The sequence below is a fragment of the Roseibaca calidilacus genome (assembly GCF_001517585.1).
GTDB lineage: Bacteria > Pseudomonadota > Alphaproteobacteria > Rhodobacterales > Rhodobacteraceae > Roseinatronobacter > Roseinatronobacter calidilacus.
In genome coordinates this window covers 302,224-325,265 of sequence record NZ_FBYC01000001.1, presented here as the reverse complement: position 1 = coordinate 325,265, position 23,042 = coordinate 302,224, and the positions used below count along the sequence as shown (strand labels likewise).

Annotated in this window: 31 protein-coding genes and 1 tRNA gene; 10 read left to right on the top strand and 22 right to left on the bottom strand. The window is 61.6% G+C overall.

Features of this window, described 5'->3' with window-relative positions; translation table 11 throughout:
* Window positions 1-31: 31 nt before the first annotated feature.
* The 5 genes from AWT76_RS01470 to AWT76_RS01450 all read right to left on the bottom strand — a co-directional run bounded on the left by AWT76_RS01470 (window position 32) and on the right by AWT76_RS01450 (window position 2,568).
* On the bottom strand, window positions 32-592 hold the full coding sequence (locus AWT76_RS01470; protein WP_072244704.1) for a F0F1 ATP synthase subunit B family protein: 561 nt from the start codon (window positions 590-592) through the stop codon (window positions 32-34).
* Window positions 592-1,110 carry a F0F1 ATP synthase subunit B' gene (locus AWT76_RS01465; protein WP_072244392.1) on the bottom strand — a complete coding sequence of 173 codons (519 nt, stop codon included), beginning with the start codon at window positions 1,108-1,110 and terminating at the stop codon, window positions 592-594. Before AWT76_RS01465 ends, AWT76_RS01470 begins: the two co-directional genes overlap by 1 nt.
* A gap of 75 nt (window positions 1,111-1,185) precedes the next feature.
* Complete coding sequence (locus tag AWT76_RS01460) at window positions 1,186-1,422, bottom strand: F0F1 ATP synthase subunit C (protein WP_071470100.1); 237 nt, start codon at window positions 1,420-1,422, stop codon at window positions 1,186-1,188.
* A 59-nt stretch (window positions 1,423-1,481) separates the two neighbouring features.
* Window positions 1,482-2,189 (bottom strand): F0F1 ATP synthase subunit A, encoded by a 708-nt coding sequence (locus AWT76_RS01455; RefSeq protein WP_082700070.1) that lies wholly within the window; start codon window positions 2,187-2,189, stop codon window positions 1,482-1,484.
* Between the two features lie 40 nt (window positions 2,190-2,229).
* Window positions 2,230-2,568 (bottom strand): AtpZ/AtpI family protein, encoded by a 339-nt coding sequence (locus AWT76_RS01450; protein ID WP_072244390.1) that lies wholly within the window; start codon window positions 2,566-2,568, stop codon window positions 2,230-2,232.
* Window positions 2,569-2,781: 213 nt separating this feature from the next.
* On the opposite strand from AWT76_RS01450, the gene AWT76_RS01445 reads away from it, so the two are divergent.
* On the top strand, window positions 2,782-3,159 hold the full coding sequence (locus tag AWT76_RS01445) for an ArsR/SmtB family transcription factor (RefSeq protein WP_072244389.1): 378 nt from the start codon (window positions 2,782-2,784) through the stop codon (window positions 3,157-3,159).
* Here AWT76_RS01445 and AWT76_RS01440 read toward each other — a convergent pair.
* The 4 genes from AWT76_RS01440 to AWT76_RS01425 form a co-directional block, all read right to left on the bottom strand.
* Window positions 3,068-5,098 carry a TRAP transporter permease gene (locus AWT76_RS01440; RefSeq protein WP_072244388.1) on the bottom strand — a complete coding sequence of 677 codons (2,031 nt, stop codon included), beginning with the start codon at window positions 5,096-5,098 and terminating at the stop codon, window positions 3,068-3,070. The genes AWT76_RS01445 and AWT76_RS01440 overlap by 92 nt on opposite strands.
* 19 nt (window positions 5,099-5,117) lie before the next feature.
* Entirely contained in the window at window positions 5,118-5,579 is a 462-nt protein-coding gene (locus tag AWT76_RS01435; protein ID WP_245638745.1) for a DUF1850 domain-containing protein, read from the bottom strand.
* Window positions 5,576-6,535, bottom strand: a complete 960-nt coding sequence (locus AWT76_RS01430) for a TAXI family TRAP transporter solute-binding subunit (RefSeq protein ID WP_072244387.1) — start codon at window positions 6,533-6,535, stop codon at window positions 5,576-5,578. The genes AWT76_RS01435 and AWT76_RS01430 overlap by 4 nt, the downstream gene beginning before the upstream one ends.
* Before the next feature lie 92 nt (window positions 6,536-6,627).
* The gene (locus AWT76_RS01425; protein WP_072244386.1) at window positions 6,628-7,224 is read right to left on the bottom strand and encodes a LysE family translocator; all 597 of its coding nucleotides are present in this window, start codon (window positions 7,222-7,224) and stop codon (window positions 6,628-6,630) included.
* Between the two features lie 102 nt (window positions 7,225-7,326).
* Here AWT76_RS01425 and AWT76_RS01420 point away from each other — a divergent pair, with 102 nt between their 5' ends.
* The gene (locus AWT76_RS01420) at window positions 7,327-7,779 is read left to right on the top strand and encodes an Lrp/AsnC family transcriptional regulator (RefSeq protein ID WP_072244701.1); all 453 of its coding nucleotides are present in this window, start codon (window positions 7,327-7,329) and stop codon (window positions 7,777-7,779) included.
* Window positions 7,780-7,840: 61 nt separating this feature from the next.
* Entirely contained in the window at window positions 7,841-8,482 is a 642-nt protein-coding gene (parA, locus tag AWT76_RS01415; protein ID WP_072244385.1) for a ParA family partition ATPase, read from the top strand.
* A gap of 27 nt (window positions 8,483-8,509) precedes the next feature.
* On the opposite strand, the gene AWT76_RS01410 is transcribed toward parA, so the two are convergent.
* The 3 genes from AWT76_RS01410 to AWT76_RS01400 are packed head-to-tail and all read right to left on the bottom strand — an operon-like array spanning window position 8,510 to window position 10,337.
* Entirely contained in the window at window positions 8,510-9,583 is a 1,074-nt protein-coding gene (locus tag AWT76_RS01410) for a 5-(carboxyamino)imidazole ribonucleotide synthase (RefSeq protein WP_072244384.1), read from the bottom strand.
* A complete protein-coding gene (purE, locus tag AWT76_RS01405; protein ID WP_072244383.1) occupies window positions 9,576-10,058 on the bottom strand; it encodes a 5-(carboxyamino)imidazole ribonucleotide mutase in 483 nt (160 codons plus the stop codon). Before purE ends, AWT76_RS01410 begins: the two co-directional genes overlap by 8 nt.
* Before the next feature lie 60 nt (window positions 10,059-10,118).
* Window positions 10,119-10,337, bottom strand: a complete 219-nt coding sequence (locus tag AWT76_RS01400; RefSeq protein WP_072244382.1) for a YdcH family protein — start codon at window positions 10,335-10,337, stop codon at window positions 10,119-10,121.
* 166 nt (window positions 10,338-10,503) lie between these two features.
* On the opposite strand from AWT76_RS01400, the gene AWT76_RS01395 reads away from it, so the two are divergent.
* The 3 genes from AWT76_RS01395 (at window position 10,504) to AWT76_RS01385 (ending at window position 11,823) form a co-directional block, all read left to right on the top strand.
* Window positions 10,504-10,920 (top strand): Hsp20 family protein, encoded by a 417-nt coding sequence (locus AWT76_RS01395; protein ID WP_072244381.1) that lies wholly within the window; start codon window positions 10,504-10,506, stop codon window positions 10,918-10,920.
* Window positions 10,921-10,933: 13 nt separating this feature from the next.
* Window positions 10,934-11,158 (top strand): DUF1150 family protein, encoded by a 225-nt coding sequence (locus tag AWT76_RS01390; RefSeq protein WP_072244380.1) that lies wholly within the window; start codon window positions 10,934-10,936, stop codon window positions 11,156-11,158.
* Between the two features lie 89 nt (window positions 11,159-11,247).
* Window positions 11,248-11,823 carry a methyltransferase domain-containing protein gene (locus AWT76_RS01385; RefSeq protein WP_072244379.1) on the top strand — a complete coding sequence of 192 codons (576 nt, stop codon included), beginning with the start codon at window positions 11,248-11,250 and terminating at the stop codon, window positions 11,821-11,823.
* On the opposite strand, the gene AWT76_RS01380 is transcribed toward AWT76_RS01385, so the two are convergent.
* The 10 genes from AWT76_RS01380 to rpmH form a co-directional block, all read right to left on the bottom strand.
* Complete coding sequence (locus AWT76_RS01380; RefSeq protein ID WP_072244378.1) at window positions 11,820-12,323, bottom strand: SixA phosphatase family protein; 504 nt, start codon at window positions 12,321-12,323, stop codon at window positions 11,820-11,822. The genes AWT76_RS01385 and AWT76_RS01380 overlap by 4 nt on opposite strands.
* Entirely contained in the window at window positions 12,320-12,967 is a 648-nt protein-coding gene (locus tag AWT76_RS01375; protein WP_072244377.1) for a ferredoxin, read from the bottom strand. The genes AWT76_RS01380 and AWT76_RS01375 overlap by 4 nt, the downstream gene beginning before the upstream one ends.
* Window positions 12,968-12,969: 2 nt before the next feature.
* Window positions 12,970-13,842, bottom strand: a complete 873-nt coding sequence (gene argB, locus AWT76_RS01370) for an acetylglutamate kinase (protein WP_072244376.1) — start codon at window positions 13,840-13,842, stop codon at window positions 12,970-12,972.
* A gap of 17 nt (window positions 13,843-13,859) precedes the next feature.
* On the bottom strand, window positions 13,860-14,513 hold the full coding sequence (gene yihA / locus AWT76_RS01365) for a ribosome biogenesis GTP-binding protein YihA/YsxC (RefSeq protein WP_072244375.1): 654 nt from the start codon (window positions 14,511-14,513) through the stop codon (window positions 13,860-13,862).
* A complete protein-coding gene (locus tag AWT76_RS01360) occupies window positions 14,510-15,253 on the bottom strand; it encodes an MOSC domain-containing protein (protein ID WP_072244374.1) in 744 nt (247 codons plus the stop codon). The genes yihA and AWT76_RS01360 overlap by 4 nt, the downstream gene beginning before the upstream one ends.
* 3 nt (window positions 15,254-15,256) lie before the next feature.
* Complete coding sequence (gene yidC, locus AWT76_RS01355; RefSeq protein ID WP_072244373.1) at window positions 15,257-17,023, bottom strand: membrane protein insertase YidC; 1,767 nt, start codon at window positions 17,021-17,023, stop codon at window positions 15,257-15,259.
* Window positions 17,024-17,123: 100 nt separating this feature from the next.
* Complete coding sequence (gene ttcA / locus AWT76_RS01350; protein ID WP_072244372.1) at window positions 17,124-17,969, bottom strand: tRNA 2-thiocytidine(32) synthetase TtcA; 846 nt, start codon at window positions 17,967-17,969, stop codon at window positions 17,124-17,126.
* Between the two features lies 1 nt (window position 17,970).
* A complete protein-coding gene (yidD, locus tag AWT76_RS01345; protein ID WP_072244371.1) occupies window positions 17,971-18,231 on the bottom strand; it encodes a membrane protein insertion efficiency factor YidD in 261 nt (86 codons plus the stop codon).
* A complete protein-coding gene (gene rnpA / locus AWT76_RS01340) occupies window positions 18,228-18,638 on the bottom strand; it encodes a ribonuclease P protein component (protein ID WP_072244370.1) in 411 nt (136 codons plus the stop codon). The genes yidD and rnpA overlap by 4 nt, the downstream gene beginning before the upstream one ends.
* Before the next feature lie 38 nt (window positions 18,639-18,676).
* Window positions 18,677-18,811, bottom strand: a complete 135-nt coding sequence (gene rpmH / locus AWT76_RS01335) for a 50S ribosomal protein L34 (protein ID WP_072244369.1) — start codon at window positions 18,809-18,811, stop codon at window positions 18,677-18,679.
* Window positions 18,812-19,089: 278 nt separating this feature from the next.
* Between rpmH and AWT76_RS01330 the strand changes: the two genes are divergently transcribed.
* The 4 genes from AWT76_RS01330 (at window position 19,090) to AWT76_RS01315 (ending at window position 22,783) form a co-directional block, all read left to right on the top strand.
* Window positions 19,090-19,812 (top strand): TVP38/TMEM64 family protein, encoded by a 723-nt coding sequence (locus AWT76_RS01330; protein WP_245638744.1) that lies wholly within the window; start codon window positions 19,090-19,092, stop codon window positions 19,810-19,812.
* Window positions 19,809-21,203 (top strand): dihydrolipoyl dehydrogenase family protein, encoded by a 1,395-nt coding sequence (locus AWT76_RS01325; protein ID WP_072244367.1) that lies wholly within the window; start codon window positions 19,809-19,811, stop codon window positions 21,201-21,203. Before AWT76_RS01330 ends, AWT76_RS01325 begins: the two co-directional genes overlap by 4 nt.
* A gap of 27 nt (window positions 21,204-21,230) precedes the next feature.
* On the top strand, window positions 21,231-22,625 hold the full coding sequence (locus AWT76_RS01320; protein ID WP_072244366.1) for a sensor histidine kinase: 1,395 nt from the start codon (window positions 21,231-21,233) through the stop codon (window positions 22,623-22,625).
* A gap of 81 nt (window positions 22,626-22,706) precedes the next feature.
* Window positions 22,707-22,783 (top strand) — tRNA-Arg (locus tag AWT76_RS01315).
* Window positions 22,784-23,042: the final 259 nt, after the last annotated feature.

Below are 23,042 nucleotides of genomic sequence, written 5' to 3'. Positions count from 1 at the left end.
CGGGTTTTTTGCTGTTCTTGGGCTGCGCCAGTTAGTGCAGGCGTTCGTTCACAGCCTTGATCGCATCGGCAATCAGCGCGTCGCTGCGTGCATCATCCATGTTCTTGGCGATGACGGTTCCGGCAGCGGCAATCGCCACTTCAGTTGCCTTGTCCCGCACCTGACGGATCGCACCCGCTTCGGCAGAGGCGATCTGATCCTCTGCAGCTTTCAGGCGGCGCGTAATTGACGCCTCGATCTCTGCCTTGGTTTGCTCTGCGGCAAGCTGCGCATCGGCTTTCGCCTTTTCCACAATGCGCGCGGCCTCTGCCTTGACCTCGGCCTGCTTGCGCTCGAAAGAGGCATGCAGTTCCAGCGCTTCTTCACGCAGGCGGCGGGCTTCTTCAAGCTCTGCCTTGATCGTAGCAGACCGTTGGTCCAGCAAATCGCCCAGCTTGCCGGGCACCTTCGCATAGATCAAAATACCGATGAAAACGGTAAAGGCCGCAAGGACAATCAGGTCGGTATTATACAGCGAGAAGAAGGGCTTGCCTTCGACCGCAGCAAGCGCGGGGCTGGCCAGCAGCATGGCAATGGCGGCAAGACGCAACATCATGCATTCCCCTTCATCTGGGCTTTGACGGCCGCAGTCACGCTGCGTGCATCTGCCTTCATATCGAACGCCGCAACAATATCCTTGGTCACGTCATTCGAAACGTCGCCCACCATCTCTACCGCGTTGGCGGTAATGTCGCGGATACGCTTTTCAGACTCGGCGGATTTCGCAGCAATCTCTGCATCTGCCTTGGCGATCTGGGCGTTCAAGGCTTCTTGCATTTCTGCCTTGGCGGCCTCGACAATGCGCTGCGCTTCCGCGCGTGCATCCGCTTCAGCCTTTTTGAAGGCTTCCTCGGCATCCAGTGCTTTTTGCTTGTATTCCTCGGCGGCGGCAATGTCTGCGGTAATGGCACCACGACGATCGGCCAGAACCGAGGCCACACGCGGCAGCGCCACGCGGGACATGACGTAATACAGAACCACCAAAGCCACGACCAGCCAAAAGATCTGGTTCGAGAAGGTGGTTATATCCAGTTGGGGCATACCCGGCCCCGAAGCAGCAGTCTCTGCCATATCATCCCCCTAACCCCGGAAAACACCGGCAGGACGCGCGCGCCCCGCCAGCCGTAAGGATACGTCGGGATGTGCTTAGACAGCGAACATCAGCAGCAGAGCGACGAGGAACGAGAAGATCCCCAGAGCTTCTGCAAACGCGATGCCGATGAAGAGCATAGCGGTCTGACCAGCAGCAGCCGACGGGTTGCGCAGAGCACCCGACAGGAAGTTGCCTGCAATGTTGCCCACACCGATTGCGGCGCCGCCCATACCAATGGCGGTCAGACCAACACCGATGTATTTACCCATTTCTGCGATATCGCCTTCCATAGTCGTTTCTCCTTGAGTTGGAATTGGCAAGATGGATTATCCGGACCCGAGCGCCGCGCCTAATGCGCAGGATGCAATGCGTCTTTCAGATAGACGCAGGTCAGAATGGTGAAGACATAGGCCTGAATGACGGCCACAAGCAGTTCCAGCGCGTAAAGCGCGGTCACGGCCAAGATCGGAACGAAGAAGAAAGCGCCAAGCGCGGCTGCAAAGCTTGCAAACACCTTGGCCACGGCGTGCCCGGCCATCATCGCACCGGCAAGACGAATGGAATGGCTGACTGGGCGCACGCAGTAGGAAATCACCTCGATCAGCGCCAGCACAGGACGCAGCGCCAAGGGCGCGCTGTCAACCCAGAACAGTTTCAGAAACTTGGTGCCGTGCAAGATGAAGCCCAGCGCCGTGACCGTAAAGAACACCGCGAAGGCCAAAACCGCCGTAACCGCAATATGCGAGGTGGTGGTAAAGGCAAAGGGGATCAGGCCCAGAAGGTTCGCGAACAGAACGAACATGAACAGCGTGAAGATATAGGGAAAGAAGCGCACGGCATCATGGCCAGCGACATCCTCGACCATCTTGTATATGAAACCATAGGTCATCTCTGCGGCGGATTGTGCGCGGCTGGGCACCAGCGCGCGACCGCGGGCACCGAACACCATCAGCGCCGTGGCAGCCAAAACGGTCAGCGCCATCCACAAGGTGACATTGGTCGGCGTGTACCACGCAATATCGCCCCCAAAGAGCGCTTCGACCCGAAACTGGTCCATGGGCTTGATGACAAGGCCGCCACTTTCTTCTGCCACAGGTCTAGTCCTTCTTCTGGTCGCCCGCTTGTGGCGGGGTCGATTGATCGGTCGTCACGGCCAGTTCGCGTGCCGAGCGCAGCATTGTCTGCACGCCGGCGGCGAAGCCCAGTATTGTAAACACCACCAGAAAGAGCGGCATGGTATCAAACAGCCAGTCCAGCCCGTATCCGATGCCGGCCCCAAGAAAAAGGCCGGTGACAAGTTCGATCACCATGCGCCAGCCCACTTGGGCCATGGAATGATGATCCTGCGCAACCGGTTTAGGGTCATGCTTGGCCCGAACCTGCGAGATGCGTGCTTCGAGTGCCTTCAGGCGCTCACGCTCGTCGCTATCGGTCATGCCCTCTCCCGGCCTTGAGTTGCGCGCAAGCTATGCAGAGGGGACGCCAGAGTCAAGAAAGCAAACGCGGCGCAGAATTTTCCGCAAATTATTGATAATATTGATTTTTTTTATCGAGCCAAATTATTGCTTGGGCGCGATAGGCAGGTTGTGCACATGCAGCATATTCAACCATTCAGTTGACCTTTGCGCCCACACACGAAAGATAGGGCCATGGATACTTCGCCCGCCCCCTCGCTTGATCTGGTCTTTACCGCGCTGGCCGACCCCACGCGGCGCGCCATTCTGGCCATGCTTTTGGAAGACGACATGGCCGTGACCGATGTCGCCGACCCGTTCGAGATGTCGCTGGCCGCCGTGTCCAAGCATCTGGTTATCCTCGCCAATGCGGGGCTGATAAGCCAAGAAAAGCGTGGCCGGGTGAAATGGTGCAAACTGGAGCCCGACGCCCTGCGCGAGGCATCGGTCTGGATGCAGGCTTTCGGCCAATATGATGCCGTCAATCTGGACGCGTTCGAGCGGTTTCTGGCGCAAGAACTGTCCTGTCCTGACGCCCTGCCATCCAGTTCATTCCCAGAAGCCCGAGAATAGCCGCCGCGCCGACCAGTTCCGCCGCAAAGCTGGGCCAGAACAGGGCAATGATCGGCGGCACCAGCGCCAGACGCATCCACGCTTTCATGGACGCGAACAGATACCCCTCGATCGCGGCGGCAAAGGCAACCAACCCCAGCGCCGCGCTAAAGCCGATCCAGATGACATAGGGCACTGGCCCGCCAAGGATCAATTCTGGATTGAACACCATGAAAGCCGGGATCAGATACAGCCCTTTGGCGTATTTCCATGCTTGCAAGCTGGTTTCCATGGGCTTGGCCCCGGCAATCGCCGCGCCCGCAAAGCCTGCCAGCGCCACCGGGGGCGTGACATTGCTGTCTTGGGAATACCAGAACACGACCAGATGCGCGATCAGAAGCGGAATGCCGAATTCGGTGTTCAGCGCCGGGCCGACCAGCACGATCAGCACGATATAGCTGGCCGTGACGGGCAGGCCCAAGCCAAGGATCAGTGAGGCGATCAGCACCAGCCCCAAAGCAATCACGATATTGCCGCCCGAGAGCGAGATCATCATGGAGCTGAATTTCAGCCCCAACCCGGTCAGGCCCACAACACCCACGATGATGCCTGCCACCGCGCAGGCAATGGACACCGCCACGGCATTGCGCGCGCCCAGTTCCAGCGATTCAAAGACCATGCGAATGCCCCGCATGACAGACTCGCGGATGCGCGCGCCGGTCATTGGCCCATCGGCATAAAGCGCCCAAGCGCCGCGAAGGCCCGCCATGGCGATGACCGAAATGATCGCCCAGAACCCCACCCGCATGGGCGAGATGCTGTTGACCAGCAGCACGATCAGCAAAATCAGCGGCACGATGAATTGCCAACCTGCCGCCAGCACCTGCCGCACCACCGGCAATTCCGACGCGGGCAGACCCTTCATGCCCTGCTTCATGGCAACAAGATGCACGAACAGGTAGACGGTCCCAAGATACAGGATCGCCGGGAAGATAGAGACCAGAACAATATCGACATAAGGAATCTGGGTGTATTCCGAGATCAGAAAGGCCCCTGCCCCCATCAAGGGTGGCGTGATTTGCCCGCCAGTAGAGGCCGCAGCCTCGACGCCCCCCGCCTGCGCGGGGCGGTAGCCAAGTTTCTTCATCAGCGGAATGGTGAAGGCCCCGGTCGTGACCACATTGGCAATCGCAGAGCCAGAGATGGACCCCATCCCGGCGCTGGCGATCACGGCGGCCTTGGCCGGACCGCCCGCCTTGCGCCCGGTTGCGGCAAAGGCAAGGTCGATGAAGAACTTGCCCGCGCCGGTCTTTTCCAAGAACGCGCCGAACAACACGAACATGAAAACATAGGTCGCGGCCACACCCAAGGGCAGCCCGAAAATGCCTTCCTGACCGAGGTAAAGCTGACCCACCAAGCGGTCTAGGCTGGCGCCGCGATGCGACAGGATGCCCGGCATCATGTCGCCCAGCCAAGGCAGCGCCCCGCGAGAGCCTGCCAGCGCATAAAGGATTGCGACCAGCCCGATGATGGTCAGGCCAAGCCCCACGACACGGCGGCTGGCCTCTAGCACGGCGATGACGCAGATGACCCCGACAATGATATCGGCTTGCGACCACCAGCCTGCCCGCGCAATGATGTCATCCAGATACCAGATGATGTAGAACCCGCTCAGGAACGACGCGGCCAGAAACACCGCATCAATGCCCCATGCCCACCATGTGCGGCGGCGTGACTGGCCGGTCAGCGGGAATAACAGGAACGCCAAGAACAGGATAAAGCCCAGATGCGCCGTTCGTTGGTAAAACAGCCCCAGCGGTTCGATGCCCGCGGTGTATAGCTGGAACAGCGACAAGGCGACGCCGGTCAGCGTGATTGCCCACAGAACGTAGCGCGGCTGAATCGCGTCGGCCGAACGCATCGATTCGGGGATCACATCTTGCAGGTCTGCTTGCGACATCTGAACGGTTCCGCTTTGGTTATTCGGGACGAACCCGCAAGGTTACACGTGTATTTTCTGCAATGGCCGACAGGTCGATCACGCCCGCCGCGCCAGTCAGTTTGTGGCCAACCCGGGCAGGACCAACGCGCAAGGGCAGACCGTCGGGGGGCATAGGTTCATCAATCTCGACAATCCAGTAGCCGCCACCCTCTGCCGGAATGACCCGGCCACGGTTTGCGACCTCTCCCAACCCGGCGGCGTAGTCATGCAGGAAGCTGCCGACCAGAACCAACCGCCCATCGCGCGCGGCAAAGCAATCGGCCACAGCCCCGCCGCTAACGGAATGCGCCCATGTCAGGCAAATTTCACCCCCGTCAAAGGGCAATTCGGCCACAATATGCCCGTCTTGCGTGACGGCTTGCAGCGCATCGCTCGCATGGGCTGGCAAGGCCATGAAAAGGGCGGCCAAAACTGGCCGCCCGATTGCCCAAACCGTCACGGACGCTGACGATCCTGCACATCCGCACCCACTTCTTCCAGATAGCGCAGCGCGCCGGGGTGGAAGGGGATGGGCGTTGCCGCGACAGAGAACTCCAACGTGGTGTCATTCGCGGCCGGGTGAATGGCGATCAGCTCTTCCACGTTTTCATACATCGCCTTGGTGATGTTATAGGCCAGTTCCTCGTCCATATCGGCGTGAACGATCAGCACATTCGGGGTGGAAATGGTCGCAACCGCCATATCCACGCCGTCATACAAACCTTCGCGCAGCGTGTAGGGGGCGAAGGTCGCCTCAACCTCGATCGCGGCGGCAATCTGGTCGCTGGACAGCGGGACAAGCGTAATGTCGCGCGTGGTCGCAAGGTTCAGGATGGACGAGGTGGGCGGGCCCACGCTCCAGAAACCTGCGTCAATGTCACCATCGCGCAGCGCGTCAGCGGTTTCGTTGAAGTTCAGGCGCTGTTCGTCGAAGTCATCATAGGTGATGCCATTGGCTTCCAGCAATGTCTGCGCGCTGACTTCGGTGCCTGACCCCGGTGCGCCGACGGACACGCGCTTGCCGCGCAGGTCATCCAAGCTGGAAATACCGCTATCTGCCAATGTCACGATCTGCACCGCGTTGGGATAGATAGAGGCCAAAGCGCGCAATTCGCCGACCTGACGGCCTTCGAATGCACCGGTGCCATTATAGGCGCCATAAACGGTATCGGCCAATGCGATGGCAATGTCGCTGTCGCCGCGCGCGATCAGCGCCACGTTTTCGACCGATGCCCCTGTCACTTCGGCGCTGGCGGATGCCCCATCGATATGGTTCGAGATCACCTCTGCCAGACCGCCACCATAGGGGAAATACACCCCGCCCGTGCCGCCTGTTGCGATAGACAGTTCCTGCGCCGCGACCGGTGCCGCCATAAGCGCCGCTGCGGCCACGAGGGCCGTTGCCTTGAATGTCATGGTATCCTCCCAAGGATATGTGTGTGTTTTTCGTGGGGCCCTGACGGGTCCGGGGCAAAGACTAGCCGCGCGTCTTGGTCCACGCAAGCCTTTCAGCCCTGAAACAGAACCGGGTAAAGCGAGGCCAGAAGCAACGCCGCCATCGTGTAGTTAAACAGGCGCAGCCAGCTTGGGCGGGTCAGCAGACGGCGCAGGCTAACCCCGACAGCGGTCCAGATGACGGTTGTCAGCCAGCCAACGCTCAGGAACCCCAAAGCCACCCAAGCCACTGCGCCGAATTGCTGATCGGGGGCATAGATCGCCACCGCCGCCAATGATATGATCCAAGCCTTGGGGTTTACCCATTGGAACGCGGCGGCTTGCAAAAAGGTCAGGGGGTTACCTTCGGCCTTGGCGCCCGAAGGCGGTACGGCGGTTGCGATTTTCCATGCCAGCCACAGCATGTATAGCGCAGAGACAACCTTGAGCGCCATCTGCAAGGGCGGGTAGCTGATAAACGCGCCCATCAGCCCGACGCCGACCAGAAACACCATGAAAGCATGCCCCAAGGCCACGCCCGCCATATGCGGAATGGTGCGGCGAAAGCCGAAATTGACGCCAGAGGCCATAAGCATAACGTTATTCGGCCCCGGTGTGACGGCGGTAACGAAAGCGAAGGTCAGAAGGGCTGCGAATATCTCGAACGTCATTTGGGGCTCTTTTTGCGCAGTTTGGCGCGTTCGCGCAATCTAGCGCCGCTACGCTGCATTCTGGTTGCAATATTTGTGCTGGTTGCGGTATTTTTGCAATTGATGAGCGATCTGGACGAGAAATCCCACCATATATTGCGCATCTTGCAACGCGAGGGGCGCATCCCGAATCTGGAACTGGCGGACCGCGTGGGCCTGTCGCCCTCTGCTTGTTTGCGCCGCGTGCAGGATATGGAGCGCCGGGGCATCATAACCGGCTACCGCGCGGTGGTGGACCCGGCGAAAACCGGGACCGGCTTTGTTGCCTATGTGACCGTGGGCTTGTCGCAGCACACCAAAGCCGCGCAGGCAGAATTCGAGCGGCTGATGCGCGCCGCCCCGCAAGTGCGCGAATGTCACAACATTACCGGGACGGTCGAATATCTGCTGCGGGTCGAAGCGCGCGACCTTCCCGCCTACAAGCATTTCCATACAGAATATCTTGGTGCGTTCCCGTATCTGAACACACTGACGACGATGGTGGTCATGGGCTCGCCCAAGGATGACCGCGCCTGAGATAGCGCGTGCAATGGCGTTACAAATCCGTTATGCTGCGCCGCAGCAAAAGGAGCAAACCATGGCCAAAGGCAAGGTTATCACCGTCGCGCAGCAAAAAGGCGGATCCGGCAAGACCACGCTTGCGGTTAACCTTGGGGTCATGTTGGTCCGCGCCGGGCATTCGGTTGCGTTTCTGGACACCGATCCGCAAGGGTCTTTGGGACGTTGGTTCATGACCCGTCACGAGGCGGGTCGCGCAAATGGCATGGAGTTCTCGACATCCTCTGCTTGGGGGGTGGGCTACGAGGTTGGCAAGCTGCGCGACATGGCGGATTTCGTTATCATCGACACGCCGCCCAAGGCCGATAGCGATTTGCGCCCGGCTTTGCGCGCGGCTGATCTGGTGCTGGTGCCCATCGCGTCCAGCCATGTCGACCTTTGGGCCACCGATGGCGTATTGGATCTGGCCCGCCGCGAGGGGCGCGAGGTGCTGCTGGTGCTGAATCGCGCGCGCGCGGGCACCAAGCTGGGCGCAGAAATTTCGGAAGCCGCCAAAGGGCTGGCCGCCGATCTTGCCGAAACGCAGATCGCCAACCGCGTGGCCTATGCGGCCAGCCTTGGTGAAGGCTTGGGTGCCGCCGAAGGTGCCGCGAACCCCGCCTTGCGCACAGAGTTGGAAGCCCTGTTGGCCGAAATCACGCGCACGCTGGATGCGGGCTGACACAGCGGCATCCGCAAATCGGCAAACTTAGCCGCGGCCCACAACCCGGTTTGCATGCCCCATCTTGCGCCCGGCGCGGCGTTCCGTCTTGCCATACAGGTGCAGCGCCACATCACGCGCGGCCAGCAGCTCTGGCACGCGGTCCATGTCGTCACCGATCAGGTTTTCCATAACCACATCGGCATGGCGCCCTGCATCCCCCAAGGGCAGGCCGGTGATCGCGCGGATATGCTGTTCGAACTGGTCCACGGTGCAACCATTCTGCGTCCAATGGCCGGAATTATGCACGCGCGGCGCGATTTCATTCACCACCAGCCCTTGCGGGGTCACGAACAGCTCAACCCCCATCACGCCGACATAATCAAGCGCGTTCAGGATGCGCCCCGCCAGCAGCACCGCATCGGCGCGTTGCGATCCGGACAGCCGCGCGGGGACTGTTGTCTGGCGCAAGATACCATCTTGATGCAGGTTTTCGCCCGGATCATAGGCCGCAACTTGGCCATCCAGACCGCGCGCGGCAATGACCGACACTTCGTGGCTGAAATGGACGAACCCTTCAAGGATCGCCTCTGCCCCGACCACTTCGGCCAGCGCATTCGGCGCATCCGCGGCGGACATGATCCGCGCTTGCCCTTTGCCATCATAGCCCATGCGGCGGGTTTTCAGGATCGCAGGTGTGCCGATCTGCGCCACCGCATCTGTCAGGCTGGCCGCATCCGACACTGGCAGGAACGGCGCGGTCATCAGGCCCAGATCGCGCAGGAATTGCTTTTCCGTCAGCCGATCTTGCGACACGGACAGCGCGCGGCGGTCCGGACGAATGGGCTTGGCCGCTTCCAGCAGGTCCAAGGTGGCGGTTGGGATATTCTCGAACTCGAAGGTGATGACATCGACAGAGGCCGCGAAGGCCCGAAGCGCCGCGGCATCATCCCATGGCGCGGTCGTGACCTGCGCGCAGACATCGCCCGCCGGCGGATTTGCGCCGGGATCATACACATGGCAGCGATAGCCCAATCGGCTGGCCGCCACCGACAACATGCGCCCCAACTGGCCGCCGCCCAGAATACCGATGGTTGCGCCTTGCGGCAGAATATCAGTCATCCGTGGGCACCTCTGGGATGGACTCGGACAATGCGGCGCGCCACGCATCCAAGCGGTCAGCCAGCGCGGCATCCTGCAATGCCAAAATGCCCGCTGCCATCAGCCCGGCATTGGCCGCGCCGCCAATGGCCATGGTCGCCACCGGGTAGCCACGCGGCATCTGCACGATGGAATACAGGCTATCGACCCCGGCCAGCGCCCGTGTCTGCACCGGCACACCGATCACTGGCACACGGGTTTTCGACGCCATCATGCCGGGCAGATGCGCCGCCCCGCCCGCACCTGCGATAATCACCTGCAACCCGCGCGACACCGCTGCGCGCCCATACTCCCACAAGCGGTCCGGCGTGCGATGGGCTGACACGATGCGCGTTTCATAGGCCACGCCCAACTCATCCAGAATTGCGGCCGCCTCGCGCATGGTCGGCCAATCCGACTGGCTGCCCATGATGATCCCGACTTGCACTTGCGCCATCTGCACCCCCGTCACGCTTCTTGTCGCCTTATACAAGGCCGCCCCACAGGCGCAATTGCCTCAGGCGATAATGTCGGGCGTCAGTTCGTCCTCAATCCGGGCGATTTCGTCCTTCAGGATCAGTTTTTCCTTTTTGAAACGCTGCACCGTCAAGGCCGTATTCGGCCCCTGCGCCTGAAGCGCGGCAATCGCCTCATCCAGATCGCGGTGTTTGCGCTTAAAAACTTCCAGTTTCAGGCGCAACACCTCTTCATGGCTCAGTTCATGGGGGGCGTTCATGTCCGGGACTACCGTTGTTTTTTCTTAGCCTAGCCCGGAACCCGCTGTGACAAAAGCCCCTGTTGGCCAAGCTTGCAGAATAAAGCCCCTACCCCCATATCTTTAGCAACGGGTTGCCGAAATCGGGACCCGCGGCACCGTCGCTTTTTGCACAAGGACATCGCTGATGAGCAAGCTCACCTTTCCCTCGCACCCGCTTTTGCTGGGGTTTGACCAATTGGAACGGCTGGTGGAACGAACCGCACGCAGCAGTGCAGACGGGTATCCGCCCTTCAACATAGAGGTGACGGGCGAGCACAGTTTCCGCATTACCCTTGCGCTGGCCGGGTTCGGAGAGGATGACCTGTCGATCACGCTGGAAGGCCGACAGCTTGTCGTGCGCGGCCAGCAATGTGATGCCGGGACCGAGGACCGCGTTTTCCTGCACCGGGGCATCGCGGCACGCCAGTTTCAGCGCGTCTTTGCCTTGGGCGATGGCGTGGACGTGGCGCGCGCGCAGCTGTCCGACGGGTTGCTGCATATCGACCTGAAACGCCTTGAACCGGAAGAAACCGTCCAGACCATCCGCATCGACCGCAAGTAAGAGGGAGACACAGATGAACACCAAATTCCCGAATCTGCACAGCACGCGGCCCATTGCCTATGTCCGGCCCGTGCAGGTCGCTGACCTGCCCGACGACATCCGCAACCAGCTTGGCGGCGTGACAGAGATTTATGCGATCCACCATGAAGAGGGCGACCAACTGGCGTTGGTGTCGAACCGCACCATGGCATTCGTCATGGCCCGCCAGAACGATTTCGAACCCGTCAGCGTGCATTGATCGCGTGTTGACCTTGCCGTGATGGGCCTGTTTCGACCGGCCACGCGCGGCACTTTCAACGAACCTTTGCCAAAGCGTGACCCGGCCAGATGACAACCGTCCTGCACCAAGAACGCCTGGCGGCAGTCGTATCAGAGGTTACGCGCGACCAACCCACCACAGTTCTTGACCTTGGCTGCGGCGATGGAGAGCTGATGCTGCGGCTGGCGGCTATGCCGGGCCTGTCGCGGCTGGTGGGCTGCGATACCTGTCACGGCTCGCTTGCGCGGCTGCGCCAACGGCTGAACGGGGCTGAATTGCGGCTGGCCTCTGTATTGGATCCGCCGGCCGATTTGGCTGGGTTCGACTGTGCGGCATTGGTCGAGGTGATCGAACATCTGGACCCATCCCACCTGTCAAAGCTGGAACGCGCGGTGTGCCGCACCCTGCGCCCCGCCAAAATTGTCGTGACCACGCCCAATGCCGAATTCAACCCGCTTTTGGGCGTGCCCGCCCACAGGTTCCGCCACCCGGACCACAAATTCGAATGGCCGCGCGCAAAGTTTCGCACTTGGGCCGGGCGCATGGCAGCAGCCCATGGCTATGACGTGACATTCGCCGATCTGGGCGGGCAACACCCCATGCTTGGCGGGCCAAGCCAGATGGCGGTCATGCGCCGCCGCTAAAGCAGGTCGCGCGGAACAGTGAAATCCACGCCGCGCCCGGTGCCAAACTCCAGCTGCGCCCAGTCAGGGGCATAGAACTCGGCCACCAGCGTGGCGCAGGTCGGAAACCCGTTGAAGCCGGGATGCGCCATCGGGACGGCAAGCAGCCGATGCGCAAATTCGGCAATACCGGGGTTATGCGCAATCACGATAACGCAAGGCGCACTGGCCTGCCGCAAACGCCCCATCAGCACGTCCGGCCCCGCCAGATACAGGAAATTGTCAAAAGCTGCGGCCGGGGCGTTGGGCAGTTCCTGCGCGATCAGGTCCCATGTCTGGCGGGTGCGCATGGCGTCCGACACCAGCGCCTGCCCCGGCAGATACCCCGTTTCCGCCAGCCAACGCCCGATGCGCGGCGCGGCATCCAGCCCGCGCGCACTGAGCGGGCGGGTGTGATCGCTGTCGAGCGGATTGTCCCAGTCGGATTTGGCGTGGCGGCTCAGGATCAGGCGCAGGGTCATCGATGGAAATGCCTCATATGAAAAGCGGATTGGGCCGGGTCGCGGCCAAGCGCCTGCGACACCGGGCAGACACGGCGCACGGCGCAACCTGTGGTCATGCAATCTTGCCCGGCGGGCGTGTCCAGAAAGGCATGACAGGCTGCAAGGTCATATCCTGCCGGGGTCAGCGCGGCCACAGGGCAAGCGGTCGCACAGGGCTGCGCGCAGGCGTCGCAAGGTTTCGCGGCCTCGGGCAAAGGCGCCAATGCCTCTGCCAAGCCCAGGGCCCCGCGATAGGACGCCCATAGCCCCGCATCTGCCCCCACCAAGAATTGCACGGGCGAGGACCACACGCGGCCCGATGCCAGCGCCCATGTGTAGAACGGGTGCGGCGGTTGCGTGCCGAACGGGAACAGCGCCTGCGCGCCCAACTCCTCGGCCAAAGCGCCAATCACGCGCATGGACCAGCGGTCCATCGGGTCGGGCGCGCCATCGCGATATTCCGGGCTTTGGGTGAATCGGGGCCAGAAAGCGGGTTCATCCGGGGCCAGCAGCACGATGCTGCGTAGCCCGTCGGGCATGGGGGCACGGCCTTCGGGCACCAGCCCCGCAACACGCAAAGCTTGCGCTTGGGCGGCCTGCTCCATCCGGGCCAGCCCGCCCATGGTCAGGCCATGGGTTGGATTAGCGGATCGCTGTCGCGGATAATGCTGCCCGCACCATGGTCGGTGAACAATTCCAGCAAGCAGGCATTCGGCGCGCGCCCATCCATGATAACTGCCGCGCGCACACCGCCTGCAATTGCCGTCAGCGCGGTTTCGGTTTTCGGAATCATGCCCCCCGCGATCACACCTTGATCGGTCAGTGCGCGCACATGCGCGGGCGAAAGCTGCGTGACGACATCGCCATTGGCATCCTTCACCCCGGCAGTGTCGGTCAGCAACAACAGCCGGTCGGCCTTCAACGCGGCGGCGATCGTGCCTGCGACAGTGTCGCCGTTGATGTTGTAAGTCTCGCCCTCTTGGCCCATGCCCAAGGGGGCAATTACCGGAATGAACCCGCCCGTGAACAGGTGGTGCAGCAAGTCTGTGTCAATCTCGACCGGGCGGCCCACAAGGCCCAGTTCGGGGTCGTCGGCCTCGCATGTAATCATGCCGCCATCCTTGCCCGACAAGCCCACCGCGCGCCCGCCTTCGTCCTGAATGGCCTGCACGATGCGCTTGTTGACCATCCCCGACAGCACCATTTCGACCACTTCCATGGTCGCGGCATCGGTCACGCGTTTGCCGCGCACAAAATCGGACTGGATGTTCAACTTGCCCAGCATTTCGTTAATCATCGGGCCACCGCCATGCACGATGACAGGGTTCACCCCCACTTGGCGCATCAGCACGATATCGCGGGCAAAGCTGGCCATTTCATCAGTGTCGCCCATGGCGTGGCCACCAAACTTGATGACCACAATCGCCCCCGCATAGCGTTGCAGATAGGGCAAAGCCTCTGACAGGGTGCGAGCGGTGGCAAACCAATCTTGGGACATGGGCTTTTGCTTCTTCATCAAGTCAGACCAGCGATAATGGCGCGCAGATTTGCAATGCCGTCGCCAGTCTCGGACGAGGTTACGACAAGTTCCGGATAGGCGGCAGGGTGTTTGGCAAGTTTCTCTCGCACTTGGGCCAGCGTTTTATCGCGCGCGGCGGTGCCGATCTTGTCGGCCTTGGTCAGCACCACCTGAAAGGTCACGGCGGCACTGTCGAGCATGCGCATGATCTCTGCATCCACGTCTTTCACGCCATGGCGCATGTCAACCAGCAAGAATGCACGGCGCAGCGTGGCGCGGCCCGACAGGTATGCTTTTAGCAGGCGCTGCCATTTTTCCACAACCGGGATGGGCGCTTTGGCGAAACCGTAACCCGGCAGGTCCACAAGGTAATGGCTGTCGCCCGCGGTGAAGAAGTTGATTTCCTGCGTGCGCCCCGGCGTGTTCGAGGTGCGCGCAATGGCCCGCCGCCCGGTCAGCGCATTGATAAGGCTGGACTTGCCCACGTTCGAGCGCCCGGCGAAGCACACTTCCAGCCGGTCATCCGGGGGCAGCCCGTCCATGGCGACCACGCCTTTCAGGAATTCCACCTGCCCGGTCAGCAGCTTGCGCCCTTGTTCAAGGCTTTGGGCATCGGCCTCTGGGGCCAAGGGGAAGGGCAGCGCGGTCATGCGGCAATCTCCACGCTATCGCCCGCACGAATGGGGCCGGATTGGATGACGGTCGCATAAACGCCGAAATTGGTGTCGCCGCGCGCGGTGCGCAGGGCTTTCAGCGTGTCATGGTCTATTTGCCCAGTGGCACAATCCACCATCGTGGCGCGACAACGGCCGATGGGTTCCACCACACGCAGACGCGCGGCCCCGATGGTCAATTCGCGGCCAATAAGGTCGCATTCGGCCCAAGCGTCCATCCCGTCCAGCCACAGGTTCGCGCGCCAGCGGTCCAGCCCAAGGTCTGCCCCGATCTGCGCTCCCAAAGCGGCATTGGACGCAAGGTTCAGGATTGAAACGGATTCGAAATCGGTATCCGTCATCCCGCGCCCGGCCTTGACCAGTTTGGCAGGGCCGGCGCGACTGCTATCATGCAGCGGGCGCACCCAAGCAAGGAACGCGGCCTCGCCTTCTGGCGTTTCGGGGTCAAAGCTCAGCGGTGCAAGGTTAGGATGGGTCAGCGTCAGGCGCGCCCCGTCCCAAGCCGCGTTGATCGCTTGTAGCGCAGAGGTCTTGGCCCCGCGCGTGAAATTCGTGCACGGGTTCCAGCCCGGCATCAGCATGGCCGCGTCATGCGCGACCGCCCAATGCCGGTCCATGGGCAAGCAGCGGCCCTCTGTCAGGTCCACCGCGTCCAACCCCTCCCGCCCATGCGCCTTTATGGGATGGCGGAAGATATGCGCCAGCCGCCATCCCATCCGCTAACTCTTCTTCTTTTTCACGCCAAGATTGCCCAGCAGGTCCGGTCGTGACCCGTGCATGGTCATGATCGAATACTGCTGGATGAACGTGATCGTGTTGTTCGCGATCCAGTACAGCACCAGACCCGACGCGAACCAGCCCAGCATGAACATGAACATCCATGGCATCCAGGTCATGACAGCTTGCTGGATCGGCTCTGTCGGGGCGGGGTTCAGGCGCATCTGGAAGAACATCGAAATGCCAAGGAAGATCGGCAAGATCCCGATGAAGATCAGCGACAGGAAGCTGTCGGGTGCGGGCGCGTCCCACGGAAAGACCCCAAACAGGTTGAAGATCGAGGTGGGGTCGGGTGCCGACAGGTCGTTGAACACGCCGAACCATTCGGCATGGCGCAAATCGATGGTGACGAAGATCACCTTATATAGCGAAAAGAAGATCGGGATTTGCAGCAGGATCGGCAAACAGCCCGCCGCCGGGTTGACCTTCTTTTCCTTATACAGCTTCATCATTTCCGTCTGAAGCTTCTGGCGGTCGTCGCCCGCGCGTTCTTTCAGCGCCAGCATTTCGGGCTGAAGTTCCTTCATCCGTGCCATGCTGACATAGGATTTCCACGCCAAGGGCAGCAGAACCGCCTTGATTAGTAGGGTCAACACGATGATCGACCATCCCATGTTCCCGATCAGCCCTTCGATGAAATAGAGCGTCGCGAAAATGGGTTTCGTCAGGAAGAAGAACCAGCCCCAGTCGATCGCATCAATGAACCGATCAATGCCCAACTCTGCTTCATAGGTGCGCAGGGTGGTCCATTCCTTTGCCCCGGCAAACAGCATGGTTTGCGCTTGGGCACGCTCGCCCGGCCCAACGGTAACAGATGGCAGGTCTGCGCGGGTCTGATAGACATCGCGCGCAGGCACATAGCGCGAAACCGCGGAAAAGCTCTCGCCCGGCACGGGCACGATCATCGCCATCCAGTATTTGTCGGCAATGCCCAGCCAGCCGTTTTCCTGCACATCGACCACGCGCGCATGGGTGCCTTCGCGCTCATCCACGCGGAAATCGCGCACCGCGCCGTAATCTTCTTCGGTCAGGGTGCCATCCGCGACCTCGATAAACCCTTCATGGCTGATGAAGAAGTTTTCCAGATCCGACGGTTCGCCATGGCGCGACAGCAGGCTGTAAGGGGCCATGCGCGCGGTGTCGGTGCCGGTGTTTTCCACCGCCTGCGTGATGGTGAACATGTAATTCTCATCCACCGCGAAGGTCCGGGTAAAGCGCAGGCCCGCCCCATTCTCCCATGCAATCGTCACAGGGCTGTCGGGGGATAGCGTGCTGCCTTCGACCACCTGCCAAGGCGTATTCGCGCCGGGCACGTCGTCCCACGTCATGTCGCGACCGGGGCGCCAGCCTTGCATCGCGTAGAAGGCTTCATTCTGGCCTTCGGGCGTCAGCAGATGAACGATGTCAGAATCCGGGTCGGTCGTTTCGAAATAGTCTTTCATCGACAGATCGTCGATCCGCCCGCCCAGCATATTGATGGACCCCTTCAGGCGCGGCGTCTCTATGCTCACGCGGGGCAACTCTTCGGCGGCGGGGGCGTCCGCCTCTGCCATGGTTTGCGCGCCCTCTGCCGGGGGCAGGGTCAGATCTGCGGCATCCTGCGTGGCAGGTGCGGTCGTTTCGGGGGGCGGGAACATATACATCCAGCCGACAAGAACCAGCAAGGACAGCGCGAAGGCCAGAAGAAGATTGCGATTCTGATCGTCCATGGAAGGGGCGTTCCTATCAATGCGGCACTCGCGCCCGGTTCAACAGAAGGGGCGCACAAAGGTCAAGCGGTTTTCCCGAAAATGCGGCGTCACATTCTGCTCAGAGCGGATCATCCTGCCCGGCCTGCCCGCGCGCAAGGCCAAGAAAGTCGAACAACTCTGGGTCGGGCATATGCGAGGGGCGCACGTTCAGCAGCGCGCGGAACATCTTGTTGCGGCGTCCGGGCGTGCGCTTTTCCCACTCGTTCAGCAGCGCTTTGACCTGCATGCGCTGCAAGCCGTCCTGAGAGCCGCACAGATCACAGGGAATAATCGGATAATTCATGGCCCGGGCGAACCGGTCGCAATCTTCCTCTGCGACGAAGGCCAAAGGGCGGTAGACGAACAAATCGCCTTCCTCGTTCACCAGCTTGGGCGGCATCGTGGCCACGCGCCCACCATGGAACAAGTTCATGAAGAAGGTTTCCAGCAGGTCATCGCGGTGGTGGCCCAGCACGACCGCAGAGCATCCTTCTTCGCGCGCGACCCGATACAGGTTGCCGCGCCGCAGCCGCGAGCACAGCGCGCAATAGGTGCGCCCCGCCGGCACCTTGTCCATCACGATGGAATAGGTGTCTTGGTATTCAATGCGGTGCGGCACCTGCATGCGCGTCAGAAACTCCGGCAACACGGTCGCCGGGAAACCGGGCTGGCCTTGGTCCAGATTGCAGGCCAGCAAATCAACCGGCAACAGCCCGCGCCATTGAAGCTCCACGAGGGCCGCGAGCAGCGTGTAGCTGTCCTTGCCCCCCGACAGGCAGACCAGCCAGCGCGCGCCCGGCTCTATCATGCCGTATTGGTCAATTGCCGCGCGGGTTTCGCGGATGATGCGCTTGCGCAGTTTGCGGAACTCTGTGCTATCGGGCGCGTTTTGCAGCAGCGGCGGCAGGTCGGTATCGTCGAACATGTCAGTCCTTTCCGCAGTTGCAGGCATCGTGCTTGGGGTCCGCACCCGGAACCGGGTCATAGCCGGAACTGCCCAAGGGGTTACAGCGGCCAAGGCGACGGATGGTCAGCCATGTGCCCTTGAATGCGCCGTGGCGCTCCAACGCTTCCATCGCATAGGCCGAACAGGTGGGCTGGAACCGGCAGCCATGGCCAACCCAAGGGCTGAACGCCACGCGGTAAAACCGGATGGGAAGCGAGACGATCCACGCCAAAGGGGTCATTTCGTCCCCCCGTGCAATTTGCCCAGCGCGCGTTCCAGATCGGCGACCATTGCAGCAAAGTCGTGGCTGACCGTCGCGCCGGGGCGGCCGACCAGCACATAATCCCAGCCGGGGCGCCCATGCTGCGCCATCACCTGCCGCGCCATGGCCCGAAGGCGCCGCTTGGCACGGTTGCGGGTAACGGCATTGCCGATTTTCTTGGAACAGGTGTAGCCCACCCGGATCAGCGCCGCGTCATCACGCGCGCGCGCTTGCAGCAAAAAGGCCGGGCATGGCGCGCGCTTGGCCTTGGCCGCGCGCAGGAAATCCGCGCGCTGCTTCAGGGTTTCAACAGCCACACATGAAGAAACCGGGCCAAACTTGGGCGAGGCACTGCTCCCCACCCTGTCTGAACCCGGCGCATTCATGCGGTCACCCATGGCACGGCCCCGCAGGGCCGGACGGCTTAGGCCGTCAGCTTCTTGCGGCCCATGCGGCGGCGCGCATTGATGATCTTGCGGCCAGCCTTGGTGGCCATGCGCGCGCGGAACCCGTGACGGTGCTTGCGAACCAGATTGCTGGGCTGGAATGTGCGTTTCATCGCTTGGCGTCCTTGTAAGTCATATTACGGTCTGTAAGGCACGCACAAATCCTGCCGGAATCGGCGGCCAATCAATCTCAGATGCGCGGGTTACAGGGGCGACGCGGCCAAGTCAATTCGGAAAACCGGGCGACATGCTGCAATCGGTGCGGAATTGAAACAATTGGGCCGATACACTCACGCTTTGTCAAGCGCGCGTGATAGGGCTGTCACATTCGCAACGCATGCGGCATTCAGGCCGAAGTGCAGCCAGACCGAAGAACCAAAGGACGTTTCCTGTGACCGATTCCCAACCTTCGAAATGGCGCGACAGGCTGCCGCTGATTGCCGTCGTGGCGGTGGCCGCCATCGGCGCTTTCGCGTTGCGCGATTACCTCAGCTTCGAATCGCTGCGCGACAATCGCGAGGCGCTGCTGGCCTTTCGCGATGACAATTATGCGCTGACCGCGCTGGCTTTCGTTCTGGCCTATATCGCCATCGTGGCCTTTTCGCTGCCCGGTGCCACCCCCGCCACGCTGACCGGCGGCTTTTTGTTCGGGCTGTTTCCCGGCGCTCTGTTCAATGTGGTGGGGGCGACCATCGGGGCGGTGCTGATCTTTCTGGCAGTGCGCACCGGTCTGGGCCGCGGGCTGGCCGAAAAGATCGACGCCAGCGACGGGCGCGTCAAACGTATGACCCAAGCCATCCGCGACAATGGCGCATCGGTGCTGTTTTCCATGCGGCTTGTGCCGGTGCTGCCGTTCTTCGTGGCCAATATCATCCCGGCGCTGATCGGGGTGCGCCTGTCGGTTTTTGCCGCGACCACGTTTTTCGGCATCATTCCCGGCGGGATTATCTATACATGGGTCGGCGTCGGCTTGGGAGAGGTCTTTGCCCGTGGCGAAACCCCCAATCTGGGCATTATATTCGAGCCGCATATCATAGGCCCGCTATTGGGTCTGGCAGCTTTGTCTTTCCTGCCCACCATTTTGAAATCCATCCGCAAGGAGCCGAAAGCATGAGCACGATCACCACGGATATTTGCGTTATCGGCGGCGGCTCCGGCGGGCTGTCAGTGGCGGCAGGGGCGGTGCAGATGGGGGCGCGTGTGGTGCTGATCGAAGGCCACAAGATGGGCGGCGACTGCCTGAATTATGGCTGCGTGCCCTCCAAGGCGCTGCTGGCACAGGCGCGCGCGGTAAAGGCCCGCGGCACGAAACCCACGCCAAACGATTTTACCGCGGCCATGGCGCATGTGAAAGCAACGATCGCGGCGATTGCCCCGCATGATTCGGTCGAGCGGTTCGAGGGGTTGGGCGTGCAGGTGTTGCAAGGCCACGCCCGCTTCACCGGGCCGGACCGGGCCGAGGTAAACGGCACCACCGTCAAGGCGCGCCGCTTCGTGATCGCGACCGGGTCGGCACCATTCGTGCCCCCGATAGAGGGCATCGACAGCGTGCCCTATATGACCAACGAAACCATATTCGACCAACAGGCGCGCCCCGGTCATCTTTTGGTCATTGGCGGTGGCCCCATCGGGCTGGAAATGGCGCTGGCGCATCGCCGCCTTGGGTCCGAGGTGACGGTGATCGAAGGCGCAAAGGCCATGGGCCGCGACGACCCCGACGCCGCCGCAATCGTGCTGGCCAGCCTGCGGACCGAAGGCATTGACATTGTCGAGGGCGCGACGGTCGAGAAACTGTCAGGCCGCGCGGGCGCGCTGGAGGTGCAGGTCAAGGGTGGCACCATCTTTACTGGCACGCATCTGCTGATCGCGGTCGGGCGCAAACCGAATACTGACACGCTGGGTCTGGACCGGGCGGGCGTAAAACATGACCGCAATGGCGTGACGGTCGGGCCTGACCTGCGCAGCAGCAACAAACGCATCTATGCCATTGGCGATGTGGCGGGCAAAGGCCAGTTTACCCATCTGGCGGGGTATCATGCCGGTGTCATCATCCGCGCCATGCTATTTGGCTTGCCAGCCAAGGCGCGCACCGACCATATTCCGCATGTCACCTACACGGACCCGGAATTGGCCCATGTCGGCCTGTCAGAGGCCGACGCGCGCAAGCAATTCGGCGCAAATCTGTCGGTGCACAAGGTTGGCTATGACCAGATTGACCGCGCGCAAGCCGAAGGCGCGACCACCGGTTTTCTGAAACTGATGGTGGCACATGGCCGCCCTGTAGGCTGCACCATCGTGGGCCGACAGGCGGGCGAGTTGATCGCGCCTTACGCGCTGGCGATTGCCAACAAGATGAAGCTGTCGGCCATTGCCAATACCGTCCTGCCCTACCCGACATTGGCGGAAATCGGCAAACGCGGCGCAGGGGCCTATTTCTCTGGCAAACTGTTTGATAATCCTAACGTGAAGCGCGTGGTGCGGCTGGTGCAGAAATGGCTGCCCTGACCCTGCCCATGAGCATAACGGGCGGACATGTTTGCAAATACGCTGTCAGGACGGTTTCTGTGGTTGGTGGTCATCTTCGTGATGGTGGCCGAAGTGCTGATTTTCGCCCCCTCGGTCGCGCGCTACCGTGCCGACTACCTAGAAGCGCGGCTGGAACGGGCGCAGATCGCGTCATTGGCGCTGCTGGCCTCTGACGGGTCCATCGCGGGCGAGCTGGCGGCTGAATTGCTGGACAATGCGGGCGTGTTCAACGTGGTGCTGCGGCGTGACGAAATCCGCGAACTGGTCCTTGCCTCTCCGCTGCCCGGCCCGGTCGATGCCAGTTTCGATTTGCGCAACGCCAACCTTCTTGGCCTGACCCGCGACGCGCTACAGGAAATGACGCAGCCCGAGCCACGCATCATCCGTATCATCGGCAACCCGGTGCAGCGCGGTGGGCTGCTGATCGAGATCACGCTCGACACCGCGCAGTTGCAACGCGAATTGTGGGAATATGGCGGGCGCATTCTGGCGCTGTCGCTTGCAATTTCGCTGTTTACCGCGCTTTTGCTTTACTTGTCGGTGCGCGTATTTGTGGTCTCTCCCATGAGCCGGGTGATCCGCTCCATGTCGGATTATGCCGCGAACCCGGAAGATGCGACGCGCATCATGGTCCCGCAATCCAGCATCGCGGAATTGCGCGAAGCCGAGGAGGCGCTGCAAAAGCTGCAAACCGATTTGACCGGCTTGTTGCGGCAGAAAGAGCGGCTGGCGCAGCTAGGCGGCTCGGTCGCGCGCATAAGCCATGATTTGCGCAACATGCTGACCACGGCTTCCATGCTGGCCGACCGGATAGAGATGAGCGAAGACCCCAGCGTCAAACGCGCAGCACCCAAGCTGGTGGGGTCACTTTCGCGCGCGATCAACCTGTGTGAATCGACCTTGGCCTTTGGCAAGGCCGAAGACCCCCCGCCACGGCTGGACCGGCTGCGGCTGGCGCCCCTGGTCGAAGATGTGCTGGAAAGCGAGAAGCTGGCCGGCGGCGACACGCAGATTGCCTATGTTGCAGAGGTCGCGCCCACCCTGCACCTGCGCGCGGATGGCGAACAACTGTTCCGCGTGCTGGGCAATCTGGTGCGCAATGCCCGACAAGCCTTGGAAGCAGCCAGCAAGCCCGGTGTGATTGAAGTGACCGCCGCAGAGACCGTAAACAACGGCCAATCGGGCGTCTGTATCCGCATTGGCGACAGCGGACCGGGCCTGCCGCCCAAGGCCCGCGAGCACCTGTTCGAAGCGTTTCAAGGGGGCGCGCGCAAAGGCGGTATTGGGCTGGGCTTGGCCATCGCCGCCGAACTGGTGCGCGGTCATGGCGGGAAGCTGGAACTGGTGCGATCGGATTCGGACGGAACGGAATTCAGAATCTGGCTGCCAAACAATGCGTGACAGGTTTTTGACGTTTTCGCTGAAAAACCCTGTCCGCCCCCCCTTGCAAACCCCGGACCGGGGCGGTAATCAGCGCCCAACGCACCCGTAGCTCAGCTGGATAGAGCACTTGACTACGAATCAAGGGGTCAGAGGTTCGAATCCTTTCGGGTGCGCCATATTTTATTTCGCATATCTTTTCCTTTGTTTGCCCAACCAGAGCTGTGTCTTTGTGGGGCGATGTCACACCGGAACTGTCAGTTAAATCGCCTCGCCAAGATGGGTTGAAGCGCCATGATCGGGCAAGGACAGCCGCCCATGGGTGATTTCGGCCATGTTGTGCCGTTCGTCGTCACGCGTGACGGCGCCTCACCGGCCCCGAAACAGCCTTTGGTGCGGTGTACAATACGTTACAATCACAGCGAGAGAGGTCTTTGG

Excerpts from the sequence above, each read along its gene's own strand:
- AWT76_RS01470 (WP_072244704.1), bottom strand. The coding sequence starts at position 592 with ATGTTGCGTCTTGCCGCCATTGCCATGCTGCTGGCCAGCCCCGCGCTT.
- AWT76_RS01465 (WP_072244392.1), bottom strand. The coding sequence starts at position 1,110 with ATGGCAGAGACTGCTGCTTCGGGGCCGGGTATGCCCCAACTGGATATA.
- AWT76_RS01460 (WP_071470100.1), bottom strand. The coding sequence starts at position 1,422 with ATGGAAGGCGATATCGCAGAAATGGGTAAATACATCGGTGTTGGTCTG.
- AWT76_RS01455 (WP_082700070.1), bottom strand. The coding sequence starts at position 2,189 with ATGGACCAGTTTCGGGTCGAAGCGCTCTTTGGGGGCGATATTGCGTGG.
- AWT76_RS01450 (WP_072244390.1), bottom strand. The coding sequence starts at position 2,568 with ATGACCGATAGCGACGAGCGTGAGCGCCTGAAGGCACTCGAAGCACGC.
- AWT76_RS01445 (WP_072244389.1), top strand. The coding sequence starts at position 2,782 with ATGGATACTTCGCCCGCCCCCTCGCTTGATCTGGTCTTTACCGCGCTG.
- AWT76_RS01440 (WP_072244388.1), bottom strand. The coding sequence starts at position 5,098 with ATGTCGCAAGCAGACCTGCAAGATGTGATCCCCGAATCGATGCGTTCG.
- AWT76_RS01430 (WP_072244387.1), bottom strand. The coding sequence starts at position 6,535 with ATGACATTCAAGGCAACGGCCCTCGTGGCCGCAGCGGCGCTTATGGCG.
- AWT76_RS01425 (WP_072244386.1), bottom strand. The coding sequence starts at position 7,224 with ATGACGTTCGAGATATTCGCAGCCCTTCTGACCTTCGCTTTCGTTACC.
- AWT76_RS01420 (WP_072244701.1), top strand. The coding sequence starts at position 7,327 with ATGAGCGATCTGGACGAGAAATCCCACCATATATTGCGCATCTTGCAA.
- parA (WP_072244385.1), top strand. The coding sequence starts at position 7,841 with ATGGCCAAAGGCAAGGTTATCACCGTCGCGCAGCAAAAAGGCGGATCC.
- AWT76_RS01410 (WP_072244384.1), bottom strand. The coding sequence starts at position 9,583 with ATGACTGATATTCTGCCGCAAGGCGCAACCATCGGTATTCTGGGCGGC.
- purE (WP_072244383.1), bottom strand. The coding sequence starts at position 10,058 with ATGGCGCAAGTGCAAGTCGGGATCATCATGGGCAGCCAGTCGGATTGG.
- AWT76_RS01400 (WP_072244382.1), bottom strand. The coding sequence starts at position 10,337 with ATGAACGCCCCCCATGAACTGAGCCATGAAGAGGTGTTGCGCCTGAAA.
- AWT76_RS01395 (WP_072244381.1), top strand. The coding sequence starts at position 10,504 with ATGAGCAAGCTCACCTTTCCCTCGCACCCGCTTTTGCTGGGGTTTGAC.
- AWT76_RS01390 (WP_072244380.1), top strand. The coding sequence starts at position 10,934 with ATGAACACCAAATTCCCGAATCTGCACAGCACGCGGCCCATTGCCTAT.
- AWT76_RS01385 (WP_072244379.1), top strand. The coding sequence starts at position 11,248 with ATGACAACCGTCCTGCACCAAGAACGCCTGGCGGCAGTCGTATCAGAG.
- AWT76_RS01380 (WP_072244378.1), bottom strand. The coding sequence starts at position 12,323 with ATGACCCTGCGCCTGATCCTGAGCCGCCACGCCAAATCCGACTGGGAC.
- AWT76_RS01375 (WP_072244377.1), bottom strand. The coding sequence starts at position 12,967 with ATGGGCGGGCTGGCCCGGATGGAGCAGGCCGCCCAAGCGCAAGCTTTG.
- argB (WP_072244376.1), bottom strand. The coding sequence starts at position 13,842 with ATGTCCCAAGATTGGTTTGCCACCGCTCGCACCCTGTCAGAGGCTTTG.
- yihA (WP_072244375.1), bottom strand. The coding sequence starts at position 14,513 with ATGACCGCGCTGCCCTTCCCCTTGGCCCCAGAGGCCGATGCCCAAAGC.
- AWT76_RS01360 (WP_072244374.1), bottom strand. The coding sequence starts at position 15,253 with ATGGGATGGCGGCTGGCGCATATCTTCCGCCATCCCATAAAGGCGCAT.
- yidC (WP_072244373.1), bottom strand. The coding sequence starts at position 17,023 with ATGGACGATCAGAATCGCAATCTTCTTCTGGCCTTCGCGCTGTCCTTG.
- ttcA (WP_072244372.1), bottom strand. The coding sequence starts at position 17,969 with ATGTTCGACGATACCGACCTGCCGCCGCTGCTGCAAAACGCGCCCGAT.
- yidD (WP_072244371.1), bottom strand. The coding sequence starts at position 18,231 with ATGACCCCTTTGGCGTGGATCGTCTCGCTTCCCATCCGGTTTTACCGC.
- rnpA (WP_072244370.1), bottom strand. The coding sequence starts at position 18,638 with ATGAATGCGCCGGGTTCAGACAGGGTGGGGAGCAGTGCCTCGCCCAAG.
- rpmH (WP_072244369.1), bottom strand. The coding sequence starts at position 18,811 with ATGAAACGCACATTCCAGCCCAGCAATCTGGTTCGCAAGCACCGTCAC.
- AWT76_RS01325 (WP_072244367.1), top strand. The coding sequence starts at position 19,809 with ATGAGCACGATCACCACGGATATTTGCGTTATCGGCGGCGGCTCCGGC.
- AWT76_RS01320 (WP_072244366.1), top strand. The coding sequence starts at position 21,231 with ATGTTTGCAAATACGCTGTCAGGACGGTTTCTGTGGTTGGTGGTCATC.